20 protein-coding genes are annotated in these 16,509 nt (G+C 40.3%); 12 read left to right on the top strand and 8 right to left on the bottom strand.

Annotated elements, in window-relative coordinates; all coding sequences use genetic code 11:
• Positions 1–49: 49 nt before the first annotated feature.
• From DI060_RS11215 to DI060_RS11205, 3 genes are read right to left on the bottom strand one after another with little or no spacing between them, the layout of a single operon-like run.
• Positions 50–646 (bottom strand): helix-turn-helix domain-containing protein, encoded by a 597-nt coding sequence (locus DI060_RS11215; RefSeq protein ID WP_108976621.1) that lies wholly within the window; start codon positions 644–646, stop codon positions 50–52.
• Complete coding sequence (locus tag DI060_RS11210; RefSeq protein ID WP_108976618.1) at positions 621–2,042, bottom strand: hypothetical protein; 1,422 nt, start codon at positions 2,040–2,042, stop codon at positions 621–623. Before DI060_RS11210 ends, DI060_RS11215 begins: the two co-directional genes overlap by 26 nt.
• Positions 2,039–2,515, bottom strand: a complete 477-nt coding sequence (locus tag DI060_RS11205) for a DUF4395 domain-containing protein (protein WP_108976616.1) — start codon at positions 2,513–2,515, stop codon at positions 2,039–2,041. The genes DI060_RS11210 and DI060_RS11205 overlap by 4 nt, the downstream gene beginning before the upstream one ends.
• Before the next feature lie 130 nt (positions 2,516–2,645).
• Between DI060_RS11205 and DI060_RS11200 the strand changes: the two genes are divergently transcribed.
• Genes DI060_RS11200 through DI060_RS11180 form a run of 5 tightly spaced genes read left to right on the top strand, consistent with a single transcriptional unit; the run spans position 2,646 to position 7,440 of the window.
• A complete protein-coding gene (locus tag DI060_RS11200; RefSeq protein WP_108976614.1) occupies positions 2,646–3,572 on the top strand; it encodes a sulfurtransferase in 927 nt (308 codons plus the stop codon).
• A gap of 8 nt (positions 3,573–3,580) precedes the next feature.
• Positions 3,581–4,903 carry a multiheme c-type cytochrome gene (locus DI060_RS11195; RefSeq protein ID WP_108976612.1) on the top strand — a complete coding sequence of 441 codons (1,323 nt, stop codon included), beginning with the start codon at positions 3,581–3,583 and terminating at the stop codon, positions 4,901–4,903.
• Positions 4,881–5,618, top strand: coding sequence for a glycosyltransferase family 2 protein (locus DI060_RS11190; RefSeq protein ID WP_108976610.1), 738 nt, complete (start codon positions 4,881–4,883; stop codon positions 5,616–5,618). The genes DI060_RS11195 and DI060_RS11190 overlap by 23 nt, the downstream gene beginning before the upstream one ends.
• A complete protein-coding gene (locus DI060_RS11185) occupies positions 5,618–6,880 on the top strand; it encodes a hypothetical protein (RefSeq protein WP_108976608.1) in 1,263 nt (420 codons plus the stop codon). Before DI060_RS11190 ends, DI060_RS11185 begins: the two co-directional genes overlap by 1 nt.
• Positions 6,838–7,440, top strand: a complete 603-nt coding sequence (locus tag DI060_RS11180; protein WP_108976606.1) for a TIGR04282 family arsenosugar biosynthesis glycosyltransferase — start codon at positions 6,838–6,840, stop codon at positions 7,438–7,440. Before DI060_RS11185 ends, DI060_RS11180 begins: the two co-directional genes overlap by 43 nt.
• On the opposite strand, the gene DI060_RS11175 is transcribed toward DI060_RS11180, so the two are convergent.
• Positions 7,427–7,903, bottom strand: coding sequence for an OmpA family protein (locus DI060_RS11175; RefSeq protein WP_108976603.1), 477 nt, complete (start codon positions 7,901–7,903; stop codon positions 7,427–7,429). The two genes, DI060_RS11180 and DI060_RS11175, sit on opposite strands and share 14 nt — an antisense overlap.
• 104 nt (positions 7,904–8,007) lie before the next feature.
• Here DI060_RS11175 and lpxD point away from each other — a divergent pair, with 104 nt between their 5' ends.
• Positions 8,008–9,033 (top strand): UDP-3-O-(3-hydroxymyristoyl)glucosamine N-acyltransferase, encoded by a 1,026-nt coding sequence (gene lpxD, locus DI060_RS11170; RefSeq protein WP_108977114.1) that lies wholly within the window; start codon positions 8,008–8,010, stop codon positions 9,031–9,033.
• Here lpxD and DI060_RS11165 read toward each other — a convergent pair.
• From DI060_RS11165 to DI060_RS11150, 4 genes are read right to left on the bottom strand one after another with little or no spacing between them, the layout of a single operon-like run.
• On the bottom strand, positions 9,026–9,457 hold the full coding sequence (locus DI060_RS11165) for an SRPBCC family protein (RefSeq protein ID WP_108976601.1): 432 nt from the start codon (positions 9,455–9,457) through the stop codon (positions 9,026–9,028). The two genes, lpxD and DI060_RS11165, sit on opposite strands and share 8 nt — an antisense overlap.
• Positions 9,457–9,804, bottom strand: coding sequence for an arsenate reductase family protein (locus DI060_RS11160; RefSeq protein WP_108976599.1), 348 nt, complete (start codon positions 9,802–9,804; stop codon positions 9,457–9,459). The genes DI060_RS11165 and DI060_RS11160 overlap by 1 nt, the downstream gene beginning before the upstream one ends.
• Entirely contained in the window at positions 9,801–10,040 is a 240-nt protein-coding gene (locus DI060_RS11155) for a hypothetical protein (RefSeq protein WP_108976597.1), read from the bottom strand. Before DI060_RS11155 ends, DI060_RS11160 begins: the two co-directional genes overlap by 4 nt.
• Before the next feature lie 40 nt (positions 10,041–10,080).
• Positions 10,081–10,896, bottom strand: coding sequence for an LIC_11366 family protein (locus tag DI060_RS11150; protein WP_108977112.1), 816 nt, complete (start codon positions 10,894–10,896; stop codon positions 10,081–10,083).
• A 35-nt stretch (positions 10,897–10,931) separates the two neighbouring features.
• Between DI060_RS11150 and asd the strand changes: the two genes are divergently transcribed.
• From asd to fliQ, 6 genes are all read left to right on the top strand, one after another.
• Positions 10,932–13,181, top strand: a complete 2,250-nt coding sequence (asd, locus tag DI060_RS11145) for an archaetidylserine decarboxylase (protein WP_108976595.1) — start codon at positions 10,932–10,934, stop codon at positions 13,179–13,181.
• On the top strand, positions 13,181–13,504 hold the full coding sequence (locus tag DI060_RS11140) for a DUF971 domain-containing protein (protein WP_108976593.1): 324 nt from the start codon (positions 13,181–13,183) through the stop codon (positions 13,502–13,504). Before asd ends, DI060_RS11140 begins: the two co-directional genes overlap by 1 nt.
• Positions 13,505–13,595: 91 nt before the next feature.
• On the top strand, positions 13,596–14,672 hold the full coding sequence (gene fliN / locus DI060_RS11135) for a flagellar motor switch protein FliN (protein WP_108976591.1): 1,077 nt from the start codon (positions 13,596–13,598) through the stop codon (positions 14,670–14,672).
• Positions 14,673–14,713: 41 nt separating this feature from the next.
• Positions 14,714–15,433 carry a flagellar biosynthetic protein FliO gene (fliO, locus tag DI060_RS11130; protein WP_108977110.1) on the top strand — a complete coding sequence of 240 codons (720 nt, stop codon included), beginning with the start codon at positions 14,714–14,716 and terminating at the stop codon, positions 15,431–15,433.
• 38 nt (positions 15,434–15,471) lie between these two features.
• Positions 15,472–16,248, top strand: coding sequence for a flagellar type III secretion system pore protein FliP (gene fliP, locus DI060_RS11125; protein WP_244594389.1), 777 nt, complete (start codon positions 15,472–15,474; stop codon positions 16,246–16,248).
• Positions 16,245–16,508 carry a flagellar biosynthesis protein FliQ gene (gene fliQ, locus DI060_RS11120; RefSeq protein ID WP_108976590.1) on the top strand — a complete coding sequence of 88 codons (264 nt, stop codon included), beginning with the start codon at positions 16,245–16,247 and terminating at the stop codon, positions 16,506–16,508. The genes fliP and fliQ overlap by 4 nt, the downstream gene beginning before the upstream one ends.
• Position 16,509: the final 1 nt, after the last annotated feature.

Below are 16,509 nucleotides of genomic sequence, written 5' to 3'. Positions count from 1 at the left end.
TTGCGGGTTATATTGGATACTATTTGCATCCACAGGACAGTTTATTGTACTATGCCCGTCTTTCATCGGAGGGAGACAGTGGCGAGATCCAGAGTAGATTTGCTTGTTCCTGTTTGGCAACCTGGAAGGAAACAGGCTCAAACGTGTTGAGGACCAATCGATCTCCCGCTTCTAAGTGGTATACCTTTGCATTATGCAAAAATTCCACTTCACCATCTAGGACCACAATGCTTTGGTCAACCTTTGCTTCAAAGGCAGAGGGAAGTAAGTGTTTACCTTGCGGGATGCTCAAATGGTAAACTGCCAATCGCCCCATTTTTTCTTGGCTGAGGTCACGGATTTGTAAGCCTACTTTGGACTGTGGAGTGAGGACTTTGCTTTCCTTCCATTTGATTAACTTAGGGGAAAGGGTTCTCGTTTCGGGAACGAGGTCCGCAATCGGAGTACGGAGAGAACGAGAGAGTTTCCAAAGGATGCCTACGCTTGGAGTGGTTTTGCCCGACTCGATTAGCCCCAACATACTCCTGCTAATCGCACTCAACTGAGCTAATTTTTCCATTGAATAGCCCAACTCCTGCCGTCTTTTTTTAATGGTGGAGCCTAGTATGGCCGTGAGTAACTCATCGATCTCCTTGGTTTCGCTCATATTTGGATTTATTCAATATATTAGATGTTTTGTCAATTAAAATAGATTTATTGTCATTAAAGTGAAAGAAAATGCCTAAAATAATGGTATATTCGATTAAAATAACGGCGGTTGGAACCTCATAAAATCCGTGCGAGATTCCAGTCTGAGCATAGGGCAAATTTTGGTAGGTCAAATACGCACATTGCCAAACAAATAAAATCCATTGATTCGCTCTCGGGATTTCTTTTTGGAAGTAGAAGAGTGGGAGAAAGGCAAGGCAATACCAGGCATTCACAACAGGCGAGAGCACAAAAAACAGTAGGAAGGATCGCGTGAGAGTCTGTAGGAGATGCTCCCAGCTAGACTTCCGATAGAAATAAAGTTCGGCTAGTATGGCGAATACAACTAACAAAAGTAAAATTAAGTTTTCATTTGGAAGATTGCAGAATTTTACTAGGGTGACTGCGATGGAATTGAATTGAAATTCCCTGGTAAAGAGAATTAGGTTTCGAATGGATAAGGCACTTCCTTTAAGTTGAAAGAGTTCTGCTAGAAAGAAAAAAGACAGATATCCAAGCAAAAAATAGATACTCAACTTTAAGATTTTCCAGATGTTTTCCTTAGGGTCCTTGTGTTCCGAGTGGAAACACAAATAAAAGGGCAAAGCAATGCCAAACCATAACTTGCAATGAGTGGCGATGCCTAGACAAAAAAAGGAGATCGCGCGGGGCTTCTCACGGATCCAATAAAGACTCATTGCAAAAAAAGTAAGTCCAATTAGTTCAAAGTGTCCGTTTAGGTACACTTCTTTTGTGAGTATAGGTAATGCTGCAAATGAAAGTGCAAACCAGATTCCTCTTACCTTCCAGATTAGAAAACAAATGATGAGATCGAAGAAAAGATAAGATGCTTTGAATACAATAAAGGAGAGAGGAGAGAGAAACGAAAGCAAGGCAAAATAGAGATTGATACCAGGTGAATAGATACTTGTCCAATCTGGATGGTTGATTTGGGAAAGGATGGATTCTTCTTCTGGGGAGATAGGGAATGTTTGATTCTGAAAGAAAAATTCAGGCGAACGAAGATAAGGTGAATCGTTCTTTAAAATCAAATTGCCTTCCCAAAGATAACGTGCCCAATCGTCTTCCCAAAAGGCGGGAGCAAAGCAAAATATAAATCTGACGAGATAGAGAAGGGAAAAGAGTAAAATGCATTCATATTTAGAAAGGTTGATCTCAGTTTGGAATGTATACTGATGGAGAACTTGGAGGCAGAGAAGAAAGAACAAAAACCAAAGGATACCGATTTGCACCGATACCCTTTGATTGCCAAAGAGAAGGCTAATGCTTAGGAGAAAAAATGAATAAAAATAAACACGGTGTTTGGGAACTATGAACTCCTTTACAATACTCACTTGTTGAAGTTAAGGTTGTTGCATTTTTCACAAACATCTTCAGGTATTAGACCTATCTTCATCAAAATAGCAAAGAAAAAACAGCCAGCACAGAAACCAACAAACGCTTCTAAGGAGGCAAAAAACACGAGAATACTCATTGTAAGGCGGAAATAAAACGTTTGATTGGCGAAAAAAAGGGAACCAGCTGTGAGAACAAAAAGAAAGCCGATCAATTGTGCAAATCGTTTGGGCGGTCCAGCAGTTGGCTTAAAAGGAATCTTCCATTTAGGAACTAAGATCTGTGAGACTATGTAGGCAAAGGGCTCAAACTTGGGTCCATAGAGAACACGAGCGGTAAAGCCATAGAAAAGTATGCCTAAGCTGATCCAATTGGGGAGACCAATGGTCAATAGGCCCAAAACAACTACGGTGCTGGCCACGATTCGTGTTGCGTTCTCATTCACTACATCCGGGTAAAATCCAATTTTCATATAGTTTCCTCTGTCTTAGTCTCCAGCATGTCGTGGCAAGGCAAGAAAAATTCAATTTTGCAGAGGAAAAGTTTATTTTATTGACGGAAAGGCCTTGGATTCTTGGAGTGAGTCTAATTAGAGGAATCAAATGAAGGCAAACATAGCATCCCTCACAGTACTGGCGTTTCTCTGGGTTCAATGGGGCCTTAGCGCCCAAACAAACCAAGAGGAAACGAGAGAATGGGACCTACAAAGATCCTGGATTGTATCTCCCAAACAGGCAGCGGCCCTGCGGTCCAAAGGAGCTCTCCTTCTTGATGCGCGTGCGGTCCATTTAAGGCTGAGTACCCGGCTGCCAGATTCCATTCCTCTTGCCTGGGAGGATCTCTCGCTAACTGAAGAACCAAATGCGGGGAAGCTGAAGCCCCAAAACTTGGCTGTGGATTTTCTAAAGGGAAAGGGAATCCAAACAAAACATACTCTTCTGGTCCTAGGAGACCCTTTGGCTGGCTGGGGGGAGGAGGGAAGACTTGTTTGGAGTTTGCGTACCTTTGGTTATTCGAATGCTTTTTTGGTGGATGGGGGCGTGCGGTTTTTTTTGAAATGGGCAGAGAGAAAAGAGGAGAAACTTAACCAAACAAAGCCCTCACTTTCTTCGGCAAACTTCGTGCCTGTGCAAGAATCGATAGAAGCCGCTGAATTGCAGAAAAGTATACAACAAAAGACAAACCATTATTTTGTGTTAGATGTTCGTGAGAAAAGAGAATATTTAGGAGATACGCCCTACGGGGAAAGGCGAGGAGGACATATACCTGGCGCACAATGGCTTTACTATAAGTCTTTTCTCAATGCAAAAGGATTTATCAAACCAGATTCAGAGATAAAGGATCTATTGTATCGCTTAGGGTATAAAAAAGGGCAAGAAGTAGTTTCTTATTGTACGGGAGGAGTCAGATCGGGTTTTAGTACGGCTGTTCTAGTCAGTTACGGTTACAAGGCAAAAAATTATGCTGGTTCTATGTGGGAGTGGTCCGCCAAACCTGAGTCAGACTATCCATTGGTGATCGATAAATAGTGAAACAAATGCGGCGCTATTTCTTTATTGCATTTTTTTGCTTTATTTGTATTTTTATCATTGCTTACTTTTTCTACCTACAAAACCAAATAGTGTCTGTGGATACCCTCATTCCCAACCAAGTTTGGACAAAGACAATCCCCAATCTGGCACCACTGAAAGGCGTTGGCTTAGTTCGTGCGGAGAACTGTGGGAAATGCCACAGCCAAATCTACGAGGAGTGGAAAACTTCAACCCATGCCAATGCTCTATCAGATCTACAATTCCAATCAGAATTGGCAAAAGAAAGCTCTCCTGCATGGCTTTGTTTGAACTGTCATATCCCAGTCGGAAACCAAAGAGAGTTTCTTGTGGAAGGATTACGGCAGGGAAATATCCACCTACCAAAAGAAATCGCAAACCCACAATTTGATCCTGTGATGAAAGCAGAGGCTGTTACTTGCGCTACATGCCATGTGAGAAGTGATGAAAATGGTGAAAGTTATGTCCTAGGTGCAAATGGTAAAACGGATGCCATGCACCCAGTTAAGGTAAATAAGGAAGCACTTCGGAAACGATGTTATGATTGCCATAACCAAACTTATACATTAGAAGCAAGTTTGGTTTGTTACTTCCAAACTGGGAAAGAGTTGCAGGAAGCAAAAAAGTACTTTCCTGAAAAGGATTGTGTTTCCTGTCATATGCCGACAAAGTATCGGTCATTTGTAAAGAAAGAACTTGGTAAATCCGCAAAAGAATCACATATCCATGGTTTTGTGGGAGGTGGTATACCAAAACAATTCTCTTTATACTCTCACCAATTGAAAAATGGTTACCAACCAGGATTTCGTTTGTTGGGTTGGCAGAGGGATGGAAACAAAATCCAAATCACATATAAAAATGAATCAGCGGGTCACTACATTCCCTCAGGTGACCCTGAACGATTTTTCAAATTGGAAATGGTTTTTTTCGATTCATCTAATGTAGAGATACAAAAAGTGGAAAAGAGAATCGGCCAAATTTGGGAATGGTCACCTGTCGCAAAGTTAAAAAGTGACAATAGGTTGAAACCAAAAGAAACACGTTCTTGGCAGGAAGAGATTCCCAAGGAAGCCAAAAAGATAATTTTTAGATTAACTCACGTTAGACTTTCTGACCAGACTAGAAAATACATGGAGGCAACTTTTGAAAATGTGCCAGATCCATATAAGATTAAAGTCAAAAACATGAAAGAATACTATCCACAAAGTTCTAACATTGTAGAAAGTGAATGGGACCTAGAGTCTCAAAAAAGAAAAGACAAATCTTTGGAGAGCATTTTTCTGGAGAATGAGAAACGAAGAGGTGAGTGATGGTATCGTTGTTATCCCAGTTCGCAATGAAGAAGAAAACTTACTTCTTGTCCTTCAAAATCTATTAAACCTCCAACTCTTTTCTCCCAATCAAATATGGGTCATTGACAACGGCTCTACTGATCGCTCTTCTCAAATTGCAAAATCTTTCGCAGCCACCGTACATTTTGAACCAAAATTGGGTTACGGAGCTGCAATTTTGAAAGCACTTGGCGAGATCAAAGCCTCTGGTCTATATCCTACTTTTTTGCTAATTATTGATGGTGATGGTTCCGACGATACAAACTCTGTTCAGGATTTATTGTCTGTATTCACAAAAGCAGACTGTGATCTTGTGATTGGTTCTAGAATCTTAGGCAAAGCAGAAAAGGGTTCTTTGTCATTTTTGCAAAGGTTTGGAAATCACCTAACCTGTTTTCTCATTTATGTATTCTACCGGAGAAAATTCACAGATCTCGGGCCCATGAGGATCATTAGATATAGTTCTCTTTTACAAATGGGTTTAAAAGACAGAACTTGGGGTTGGAATGTGGAGATGCAAATCAGGGCGCTACAGTACAATATGAAAGTAATTGAGATCCCTGTCACTTATTTCAAACGTCGGTTTGGTGTATCCAAGATTTCAGGAACAATTCTGATGGCACTTCGTGTCGGAATCAAAATTCTTTATACTTTTTTTTATCTGACTCTTTGGGATCGTCCAAAAAGACCATAATGTTTGGTGTGACTGCATTTTTGTATTCTTGTTTGGTATTTTTCTATGGAGTGAATCTCCAGAGAGAGAGTATAACATCTGTACTAGTATGGATTCTGATTACGCATTTATTTTTTTATTTACTTTGGAAACAAAGTAACAAAAAGACGAGCTCAGAGCTCATGGTTTGGGCTATCTTTTTACGTGTTCTGCTTATGATCCCGGAACCAAAATTATCTGATGATTATTTTAGGTTTTTATGGGATGGAGGGCTCATGGCAAAGGGTATTTCTCCTTTTGTCTCTCCTCCTTCACTATCCATTCAGAATACATATTTTGGGAACGAAGAGAATCTATTTCAACTCCTGTACTCCCAGATGAACAGTAGGGACTATCATAGTGTGTATCCGATCGCATTACAAGGTTGGTTTACAATACCTTGGATCTTTAGTTCTCATTCTTTAGAGGGTCAAATCTTTGTTTTGCGGGTTATTCTGATGTTGTTTGAGCTAGGGAATCTGCTTCTTCTGCGTACTTGGCATCTTCCAAGAGAACTCTATTCTATATTTTGTTTTTCTCCCTTACTTCTTTATGAAGGCATATATGCCATCCATCCAGATCCTATTGTCTTTTTTTTCCTTCTCCTTTGTTTACGTTACCAAGATTTTCGCTTTCTATTTCCCTTATTGTTACAAATCAAAGTTAGTTTAGGATTTTTAATACCAGGTGTTTTGTTCCTAGGAAATGCAAGAGAAAGAGCTAAGTCAATCTTTGTACTTCTGCTTTCACTTTGCCTTCTTTGGTTTAGCCTTTTCCAAAATATAAAGGCCCAAGGAGAAAGTGGATTGGGTTTATTCTTTCACTCCTTTCGTTTCCATTCGATTTTGGAAGAGTTGGTGTATTGGCCGCTGCACCTCATAGGAAATCTAGAGTATCTCTCTGGTAGCCTTTCCCTTTCTATCGCTAGTATCACCTTTCTGTGGATTTTGTGCAAGAAAGGGTTCAATTTACAACAGGTTGTATTATTGGGTCTCTCCCTCTTTACTTTCTTTTCTCCTGTTATCCACCCCTGGTATCTCATCCCCTTATATGGAATTCTCATTTTAGCCAGAAGCCAGATCATTCCTTTGTTCGTTTTAAGTATCTTCGGTATGGCTTCCTATTTCCAGTATGCTAAACAAATGGAAGACATGGTTTTTAGTTTCACTCTCTTTAAATTAAGTTTGTTTGGAATATTTATATGGATGAATCGCTCATTGTATTTGCAAAAAAACCCATCTTAGGGACTGTCAAAACCAGATTGGCAAAAACCTTAGGTGAGGAAGTAACTCTGTCTATCTACCGACAACTTTTACAGATTACCTTTGGTTTGATGCAAAGTATCAGACAAAAGAGTATACTCTATTGGGAAGGTGAAATACCCGAAGACTCTTTGGGACTTGGCACTGAATTTCCTTATGCAGTGCAGATACAAGGAGATTTAGGACAAAAGATGGAGTCTGCATTTCAAAATGAACTAAAAAAAGCTAGATCCGTATGTATTATAGGTACAGACTGTCCGGAAATTACGAACGAAATTATAGACAATGCCTTTCGCTCTCTCAATCAATATGACGTAGTGATAGGTCCCGCAAAGGATGGAGGGTATTATTTGCTCGGAATGAAAGAAATGGTTCCCATTTTGTTTATTGACGTTCCATGGTCTACAAATCTTGTTTTTTCGATCACAATGGAAAGATTAAATTCACAAAACAAAAGTGTATATGTTTTGCCTATGCTCTCAGACCTAGATGAGGAGAGTGATTTGAATTACTTCATTGAGCAACAAATCATTGTTCTATGATTTCGTACTCCACTCTTCTCAGCAAACTTACATCGCCAACCAATTGGAGATTTTGCAAAGGCCTTGTATCCCCATAAAACAAACTTCTGATTTGTCTCTCAGGAACACCATGGATTTCCATGAATCTTTCGATTTCCTTTGTCCTGGATTCGCTCAAGTTCCACATCTGTTGGGAAGTTCCTTCCTGCCAAGCATGGCCTCTCGTGTATAGTAGGCTTTTGGGATGTTCCAATAAGTAGATAGCGATAGATTGCAAATGCCCTAAATGTGAATCAGCGATCCGAAAGCTTCCTTTTGTAAAAAATATAACTCCTTTCCGCTCTTCTTGGGCCCTAGTCCACTTTTTGGTAAGGTTAGGATCGATTTCCTGGGCACTTAAAGAAACTATTCCATAACTAACTTTGTAAGATACAAATAAGAAGATAGAGAGAGCAAACAGAGATAGTTTCACGATTTGGTTCACATATCAATTTTCGGATAATGACGTTGCCTTAGTAAGAGCTTATGGAAAAAATGTCGAATCAATATGTCTCCTTTTTAGGGAAATCTGATGGAGTGAATCGGAATATGCGTCTGCAATCATTAGCTGAAAAATTAGGAGCCAACTGGAAAGGCAATGGGGATTTGGAGATCACAGGAATCAAGGATTTAGAGCACCATTCTCCCGTACATCCTACCTCGGTATATTACATAGCTTCCAAAAAATACATAAACAAATTGCCTAAACATAAGGATGTCCAAATCGCACTCACCATCGAAAGTTTAGCGGATCTATTTCCCAATGCAATCATTGTCCCTGAAGACTCCTCCAAAGTAAAGTTTATCGAAACCATCTCCTTGTTTGAGAGACTTCCGAAATACGAAGCTAGAATCTCTGAAAAAGCAAGTATCCATCCAAGTGCGAAGATAGGCAAAGACGTCATCATCATGGACTTCGCTGTCATTCAAGAAGGCGTTGTGGTCGGGGATCGTTGTGTGATTTACCCTCATGTTGTTTTAGAACCTGGAGTTGAGATTGGCGAAAACACCGTTTTAAAATCGGGAGTGGTTATATACTACAACTGTAAATTAGGGAAAAACAATCTTATCCATTCCAATACAGTGATTGGCGCAGATGGGTTTGGATTTTATGATTATAAAGGCACTCGCTATAAGGTGCCACAAATAGGAAACGTAGTTGTTGGTGACGATGTAGAGATGGGTGCAAACTGTACGGTTGACCGAGCCGCCTTAGAGGAGACTACAATAGGTAATTTTACAAAATTTGATGACCACGTGCATGTAGGCCACAACTGTCGAGTTGGAAACTATGTTTATATTGCAGGAGCCACTGTGCTAGCTGGGTCGGTCACCATTGAGGACGGATGTATCTTAGCAGGGCAGTCAGCTGTTGCAGAACACCTAACAATGAAAAAAGGATCTATATTGATGGGACTTTCTGGTCTTACAGAAGATTCAAAAGAGAAAACAGCTTATTTTGGTATCCCTGCAAGACCCGCACTTGAAATGCATCGCATTCACTCTTCTTTGGGTTCCTTGCCTGAAGTGGTAAAATGGGTAAAATCAAAAAACGAAGGGAAAGATACTAAGTAGACTCTAAATTCGATTTGAGCCTCAACATGTTTTCCCACATCTGAGAGCTCAAATTACCTTTCACCAATGGTTCGCTAAACACAAGTAAACCTTTCAGTTCCATAATATCCTTTACTTTCAGTAAAGTCCCACTATCTTTCGCAATGATCTCATAACGATCTTCAAATTGTAGACCAGTATGTTTCAATTGTGCGGTGAAATACTCGTTCGCTTTCACTTCCGTTATGGAGTATTTTTCCTTTAACGAAAAAAATCCAAAGTTGATTTCAATTTCATACTGGGGGAGAGTAGCACCACTGCTATCGAGTGCCTTTACAGACTTCACACTCGCATTGTAGTTGGGCATGGTATTTAGGTCGTATAGATAGGAAAATACCTTTTCGGGACTTTGTTGGATAAAGATTTCTTTCTCTGTCAAAATCATTATTTTTTTGCCTCAGAAATCCATGTTTTCCAGACATCTGGCTGGTATCCAATGGTTGCACGTTTTCCATCTCTGACAACAGGAGTTTTGATGAGAAGAGGATTGTTCAAAAGTGCCTCTTCTTTGTCATATAGCATATACTTTAGATTTTTCTCTTCGTATACTTTCGATTCGGTATCAATCAAATCATCAAGTTTTACGGAACCTAGAATGGAGCGCAGTTCTCCTTTGCTCATTTCTTTTTCGGCTAGATTGATGAATTGAAAGGGAATCCGACGTTCTTGGAAAAATAATTGAGTTTTTTTGGTTTCTTTGCACTTCTTAGTGCCGAAGATTTGAAGGTTCATCCAAAAATAGATTTTTTAAACTCTTCTAACAGTGGTTCGGTGCCACTCAACATCAATTCAATTTGGTCTTTATCGAGATCATACATCACATGGGCTTTTAGAAAGTCTGTGAATTCTTCGCCAGAAAGTTTTTTCTGATCATAGCTCTCTTTCAGAAAATTGTACCAGGCTGCTAAGATTACTTTTTGATGGGAGAGTTCTTTTATGCCTATGGTGATGATTTTGGCGGGTTTCATACGAATCTTTCTTCAGAATTTTAGCTAGAAAGAGGCAATGTCAATCTAAAAACCGATGTAAGACCGAAAAATACAAGTTCCAAGATCCAGAACTTAAATCTAACCTTCGCAAGAACTGATCCGTACTTACATTTGCATCGAGTACCCTTGTATTATCGAATACGCCAACTCTGCCTTCAGAACCCAAATAAAAACTAGAGGTTTCACCATTGTAATTCCCTGAAAAATTAGGGATTGCTATATGGTGGTATCCTATTCCAATCTGAAAGTAATTATTGTCAACTAACGGGAGATTGATGGCTGTCTCTAGGCGATATCCCAATCCGCTCCCTCTTAGATTTCCTCTTTGGTTAAAGAGTGATGTAGAAGAATTCCCACCGCCACTATATCCTCTGATTTGCCAATCAGCAGAAACAAAACCTAAACCTAATCCATTTTCCCACTCCATCCCTCGTGGTAGACGGTAAACAAAATGATACATCACAAGTAAATGGTAGGAGAAGATATCATTTTTCAGTTGTGTTGCAAATCGATCCGTTGTCAGTTCATTGATGGTTAAGGTTGAGAGGTCTTGTCTTCCCAAGACAAAACTTATTTTTGATTCTGAGTCTATAGAGTATCGGAGAAGAGCCTCATACGTTGCCGTACCCTTTCCTCCTGAGACTGTGACATCCGATAAAACTGTTGGATCAAAGCTGGAAGAAAATCCATTCAGGTTCGAATCAAATCGACCAGGCACTCGGAATCCTTGGCCATAGCGAAATCCCAATTCCCAAGGGTTTGCATCTATGCTGGTGAAGGGCAAAAGAAGACCAAGTGCGTAGCAATAGATTTTTCGGACAATCGGTCTTGACATGCGGCTTTCATCCAATTTTGTGAGGAACATATCTTATGGAAACATTCTTTCAAAGCGATTCAAAGTTCTCTTTTGTCTTAGGATCCGACGTGATCAGTCCTTACTTTTATTTGGTTGTGGTCACTGGCCTTATCTTGAGCTTTCGCCTTGGGTTTCCCCAAATTCGCTACCTCTTCCTTTCACTGAAAATCCTTACCGGGAATATGGATTTCAAAGGCTCCAAAGGCCAATTGGTGCACTCCCAAGCATTCTTTGCAGGGATAGGTTCTTCACTTCTCACCGGTACTTTATTGGGCACAGCCCTTGCCGTAGCTTATGGTGGCATTGGCACTATTTTCTGGATCTGGGTCACCTCATTTTTGATCATGCCACTTCGTCTGGTTTCTTCGACTCTCGCCATCAAATTTCGGAATCAACTACCTAGCGGGCGTTATCTTTCCGGGCCTATGTACTTTATCGAAAAATCTCTGAGGGCAAAATGGTTGGCAATAGGATTTTCCATTACTGCCATCTTGACCGTTTTGAGTTTTGGTGGTGTCTTTCCCTTCTTAACCTTGAGTTTCATCGCAAGAGATGGTTTGAATTTCTCTGGCATGACAGGTCCTATTTCATTTGCGGTTTGTTTGCTTTTCATTGTCATTGGGGGGATCAGAAGAATAGGCCGCGCGGCTACCTTGATCGCTCCAATAGGGATATTGAGTTTTATTTTCGCCTATGTTATGTTATTTGGGCAAGATCTCGCACCATTCTTCTCCTATCTCAAACAAATTTTTGTAGAAGCATTTTCATTGCCTGCCATTGGAGGAGCTGGTTTATTTGGAATTTTAAGAACCATTTCTGTATCTGTGGGCTCCTTTCTCTTATCAACGGAAGCAGGTGTGGGAAAGTCAGCAGGCGTTGCTGGGGTGGTGCGCACTGATTATGCAGCCAAACAAGGTTTGGTGAGTATGTTTGCAACTTTCTGCGAAGGATTTATTTTAGCAACATTAGTTGGTTATGTGCTCTACTCCTATGGGGCAGTCAATATAGAGACTGTTTTAGAATTTCCTTCTCGAGTCTTAGAAAACAAAGACTCATTGGGGGCCTTGCTCCTTTTCCTTTCCATTCTATTATTTGGTATTTTAGGTTTGGCAGGTTGGTTTTATACTGGGGAACAAAGTGCCTTTTATATCTTTGGAGAAAAATTTGCCAATTTTTTCCGAATCTTATTTTTCGGATCCGTTCTGATCTCAGCTTATTTTTACCAAACGCAAGGAGAACCAGTTCTCTTATTTGCCATGCGATTTGGATACACGATGGCTTTGATTACCTCGATTCCATTGCTAATAGCACTCATTTTATTGGCAAAGCAGGCAAAATTTGAATTAAAAAAATACATTTCGGAATCAGGTGCAAGGTATGAGATCATCAAAGATATCTATCTTCTCTTTCTCACTATCCTTCCCAAAAACCTGATTTCCAAATTGTTTGGTTACTTCTCTACTCTCAAACTTCCTCGTTTTATGATGATTATTATCTTAAAAGCCTTTGCTAAAGCCTATAAGATCAATCTTGATGAAGCAGAGCTAGAGATCCAAGAATATGCTTCCTTAAATCAGTTCTTTACTCGGGCTTTGCGTGCCGAGGCTAGGATCATTGATTCAGCGGAAAATGCCATCGTTTCCCCCACGGATTCCAAAATTACAAGCTTCGGAAACATAAACGAGTCAACCATTATCCAAGCAAAAGGTATCGATTATTCTGTTAAGGAATTGATAGGCTCAGAGAAGTACTATAAATCCTTTACAAATGGAAAGTACATAACGTTCTATCTGTCACCTCAGGACTATCACCGTATCCACTCCCCTTTCTATGGACAAATTTTAGGTTATTATTATGAACCAGGAAAGTTATTTCCAGTGAACGATTTGGCAGTTTTAAACATTCGTGGGCTATTCCCAAAGAATGAACGTCTGATTACTTTCCTACAAACAGAGTATGGAAAAATCGCTGTCATCAAAGTAGGAGCTTCCAACGTAGGAAAAATACGAGTGACCTATGACAATAAAATTGTCACAAACAATTGGATTCGTTTTTCCAAAGAACACGAATACAAAGATGTTTCCATTTTCATAGACAAGGGTAGTGAAATGGGGCGTTTCGAAATGGGATCAACGGTAATCCTTGTCTTCGAAAACGAGAGTATGGAAATTTCTCCGAACCTAGTACTAGGAGAGAAAGTCCAATATGGTACGGTAGTTGGCCAATTCCAAAAGAAAAAATGGAAACTACCAGTAAAACCGTAATGATCCAAAACCAACTCGCAACCATTCCGAAAGACATACAATTTGACGATCAGTTTCTGATGATCCAATGGAAGGATGGTGCCTCAAGCAAATACTCCTTGTTAGACCTGCGCAAAAAATGCCCTTGTGCCACCTGTCGCGGAGGCCATGGGGGCAAAGTAGGGCAGGCAACTGGGCACATCCAATCCATCCAACTGATTTCCTGGACCAAAGTGGGCAGGTATGCGCTTTCTTTGGTTTGGAGTGATTACCACAACACTGGGATTTACTCCTATGACAACCTACGTGCCTATGCCGATGGATTTGACTCGGCCTTTGAATGAATCCTTCTCATTTTTGTCAAACTTAAAAAAATGAGGTGACAGAAATCTTTACATTATGTCTCATTATCCTAGAATTCTCCGGAGATAGGGTATGGGTGAAGGTTCGCTCTCACAAGACGAAATAGATGCGCTTTTACAGGGCGCGGATGATACATTTGATCTTTCTTCTCTCAGCCAAAGTTCAACTTCTGGGGCGGATGCTTTATCCCCAATAGACCGAGATATCATATCAGATATCGTAGGTTCTTCTTTTCAAATCGCAGGCAATACATTAGGAACTATTTTAGCAAAAAACACGCGTTTTATGAATCCCGCGACTGAGTCTAGCAACCATTCGGAAATCCAAAAAGAATTTGGTTCAAAGATGGTCTGTCTTTACTCCAATTTGAGTGGTACGCTTGCTGGAAAGGTGAGTCTTCTCATGGCTCAGGAAAATGCTGCCAAGATAGCAGGTGTTATGATGGGTGGAATGACACCGCCTGGCCAATTAGATAATGCACAACTTCAAACCTTAAAAGATAGTATGTCTCCTATCATCGGGACAGTCACAGCACAAATTGGATTAAAGTTAGGTGGTGCGATGTCTGGAACACCTGCTGATATCACCTTGGTGGAATCTCCGCGCGATCTTCAATTACCAGATGATCAAAATTTGGTAAAAACTGCACTCAGTCTCAACATTGATGGTGTAGGTTCGTTCAAAGTGTACTATTTAATAGGTTCCAATATGGCGCACAGCATTTTGGACATACAAAAAGGTGGCTCACAAAAAAGCCAAGCTTCCACAGGAGGGATGAATGTTGCGGTCCCAGGCGGTGGATTCGGTGCTGGAGGAGCTGGACAGAGCTCTGTTGGTATCAAGGGTGTCAACTTTCCGTCTTTAGCAAATGCTGGCGCAGGACCTGGTCAAACTAACCTTAACCTATTGATGGATGTGCAGATGGCACTGACAGTAGAGTTGGGGCGCACCAAAATGTACATTAAAGATATTCTAGGACTCGGTGAAGGTTCAATTATCGAATTGGATAAGTTAGCTGGTGAGCCGGTTGATTTGCTCGTCAATGGAAAGCTGATAGCAAAGGGCGAGGTTGTGGTCATCGATGAAAACTTTGGTGTCCGCGTTACCGATATCGTCAGCCCTACGGATCGACTGAAAGGCGAAAAATGAAAATGAAAAGAGTGGAAAAGTTAACCAAGCTAGGGATAATTATGTACTTAGCTGTACAGCTTTTCCTTTCAAGTTCAGTTTTTGCTGAGGGAGATGTTCCCAGCAATAAAGAAATGGATCAAATCCTCAGGACAGAGTTAGGCGTAAACGGCGATAAATCAACAAACACAAATTCTAACACAACGAACGAAGAAAAGAATACAAACACAAACACTGGCAATGAAACTTCCAATCCTATCCAAGAAAGGTACATGGATACTAATGAGGATTCCCCATCCGCTACTTGGATTCTTTTAAAAATACTTTTCGTCTTAGCTATATTAGTTGGTGCCGGCTATTATCTTGTCCAAAAAATGCAAATCTCCAAGGCCTCAAAGTACCCAGTAAAAGGTTTTATGAAGGTTCTATCTTCTTTGTCACTAAGTCCTAGTCAGTCTGTGCAAATCGTTGAAGTGGGCGGGAAGATATTGGTTTTAGGTGTAGCTGAAGGATCCATTAACTTAATTTCGGAAATCACTTCGCCAGATGAAAAAAACCAGATCAACCAAATGAAGTCAGAAGCGGATCCTTACGTACCAAACTTCTTGGAAACTCTTTTGGAAGGCCTTCAGTCAAAGGCATTGTCAAAGAAAATAAGGATAGACCGCAAACAAATAGAAAGCCCAGACTTTTCGGTAGATGCGGAAATCCAGAGGAAAGCGAGAGAAAGTGTAGAAAGACTTAGGAAACACCGAGAGCTTTTGGAAGGAGGTTCATCATGACCTTCGGCTTGAAACCTGAGCAACGAAAGACACTTTTTATGTTTCTTGGTACGTTCTTTGTCATTCAATGTTTATTCCTATGCAATCTAGACCTCTCAGCGCAGGCAAATTCTGGTAGAGGTACACGGATTCCCATTCCCAATCTTTCCTTTAATGTAAATGAGGCGAAGGGACCAAAAGAGACAAGCCTTTCGCTGATGATTTTATTTTTGGTTACCATCCTTTCTTTAGCACCTGCGATTGTGATGAGTGTAACATCCTTTACAAAGGTTGTCATAGTATTTGATTTTGTTAGGAGAGCTTTGTCTCTTCAAAACTTGCCACCTAACCAAGTTATGATGGGATTGGCTCTGTTTGTTACATTCTTTATCATGGCACCAACAATCGGTCAAATCAATGACCAATCACTTCAACCTTATCTTAATGGGAAAATCGATCAAAACGAATTTTTAGAGGGAAGTTTAAAACCACTCCGTCAATTTATGATAAGACAGCTTGGGAAAGAAGGTGCCAAGGATGTGGCATTGTTCTTAAAAATTGGGAAAGTAAAGGATGTAAAATCGTTCGATGATGTTCCTTCTTATGTTTTAGTTCCTGCCTTTATGCTTTCAGAAATTAAAAAGGCATTTATCATCGGCATCTATATCTTCATACCCTTTATCGTTATCGATTTGATAGTTGCCTCTGCTCTATTGGCAATGGGTTTTATGATGTTACCACCAGTCATGATATCTTTACCATTAAAGTTGATTCTTTTTATTTTAATCGATGGATGGAATCTTTTGGTGCTCGAATTAGTAAGGAGCTATAAATGACGGAAGTAGATGTAATCAATTTAATCCGCGAAGCCTTCATAGTAACACTTAAGATATCAAGTCCGATTTTGATAACTGCACTCATTGTTGGTTTGATCATTGGAATTTTACAAACTACCACCTCGATCCAGGAACCAACGATAGCCTTCGTTCCAAAACTCGTTTCAATTTTTGCTGTAATCGTTTTTTTCTCTGCATGGATGGTTCGGGTGATGACAGACTACACACGTGAGATATTCTTTATGATAGAAAAGATATGAT

Origin of the sequence: Leptospira ryugenii, assembly GCF_003114855.1 — a bacterium.
Lineage (GTDB): Bacteria > Spirochaetota > Leptospiria > Leptospirales > Leptospiraceae > Leptospira_A > Leptospira_A ryugenii.
This window is presented reverse-complemented; position numbering and strand designations above follow the sequence as displayed.

What these genes read in the sequence shown, in the direction of transcription:
- DI060_RS11155 (WP_108976597.1), bottom strand. Translation starts at nt 10,040, where the DNA reads ATGAAACCCGCCAAAATCATCACCATAGGCATAAAAGAACTCTCCCAT.
- DI060_RS11195 (WP_108976612.1), top strand. Translation starts at nt 3,581, where the DNA reads ATGCGGCGCTATTTCTTTATTGCATTTTTTTGCTTTATTTGTATTTTT.
- fliP (WP_244594389.1), top strand. Translation starts at nt 15,472, where the DNA reads ATGTTTCTTGGTACGTTCTTTGTCATTCAATGTTTATTCCTATGCAAT.
- fliO (WP_108977110.1), top strand. Translation starts at nt 14,714, where the DNA reads ATGTACTTAGCTGTACAGCTTTTCCTTTCAAGTTCAGTTTTTGCTGAG.
- lpxD (WP_108977114.1), top strand. Translation starts at nt 8,008, where the DNA reads ATGCGTCTGCAATCATTAGCTGAAAAATTAGGAGCCAACTGGAAAGGC.
- fliN (WP_108976591.1), top strand. Translation starts at nt 13,596, where the DNA reads ATGGGTGAAGGTTCGCTCTCACAAGACGAAATAGATGCGCTTTTACAG.
- DI060_RS11205 (WP_108976616.1), bottom strand. Translation starts at nt 2,515, where the DNA reads ATGAAAATTGGATTTTACCCGGATGTAGTGAATGAGAACGCAACACGA.
- DI060_RS11200 (WP_108976614.1), top strand. Translation starts at nt 2,646, where the DNA reads ATGAAGGCAAACATAGCATCCCTCACAGTACTGGCGTTTCTCTGGGTT.
- DI060_RS11150 (WP_108977112.1), bottom strand. Translation starts at nt 10,896, where the DNA reads ATGTCAAGACCGATTGTCCGAAAAATCTATTGCTACGCACTTGGTCTT.
- DI060_RS11140 (WP_108976593.1), top strand. Translation starts at nt 13,181, where the DNA reads ATGATCCAAAACCAACTCGCAACCATTCCGAAAGACATACAATTTGAC.
- fliQ (WP_108976590.1), top strand. Translation starts at nt 16,245, where the DNA reads ATGACGGAAGTAGATGTAATCAATTTAATCCGCGAAGCCTTCATAGTA.
- asd (WP_108976595.1), top strand. Translation starts at nt 10,932, where the DNA reads ATGGAAACATTCTTTCAAAGCGATTCAAAGTTCTCTTTTGTCTTAGGA.
- DI060_RS11180 (WP_108976606.1), top strand. Translation starts at nt 6,838, where the DNA reads ATGGATGAATCGCTCATTGTATTTGCAAAAAAACCCATCTTAGGGACT.
- DI060_RS11215 (WP_108976621.1), bottom strand. Translation starts at nt 646, where the DNA reads ATGAGCGAAACCAAGGAGATCGATGAGTTACTCACGGCCATACTAGGC.
- DI060_RS11160 (WP_108976599.1), bottom strand. Translation starts at nt 9,804, where the DNA reads ATGAACCTTCAAATCTTCGGCACTAAGAAGTGCAAAGAAACCAAAAAA.
- DI060_RS11185 (WP_108976608.1), top strand. Translation starts at nt 5,618, where the DNA reads ATGTTTGGTGTGACTGCATTTTTGTATTCTTGTTTGGTATTTTTCTAT.
- DI060_RS11190 (WP_108976610.1), top strand. Translation starts at nt 4,881, where the DNA reads ATGAGAAACGAAGAGGTGAGTGATGGTATCGTTGTTATCCCAGTTCGC.
- DI060_RS11165 (WP_108976601.1), bottom strand. Translation starts at nt 9,457, where the DNA reads ATGATTTTGACAGAGAAAGAAATCTTTATCCAACAAAGTCCCGAAAAG.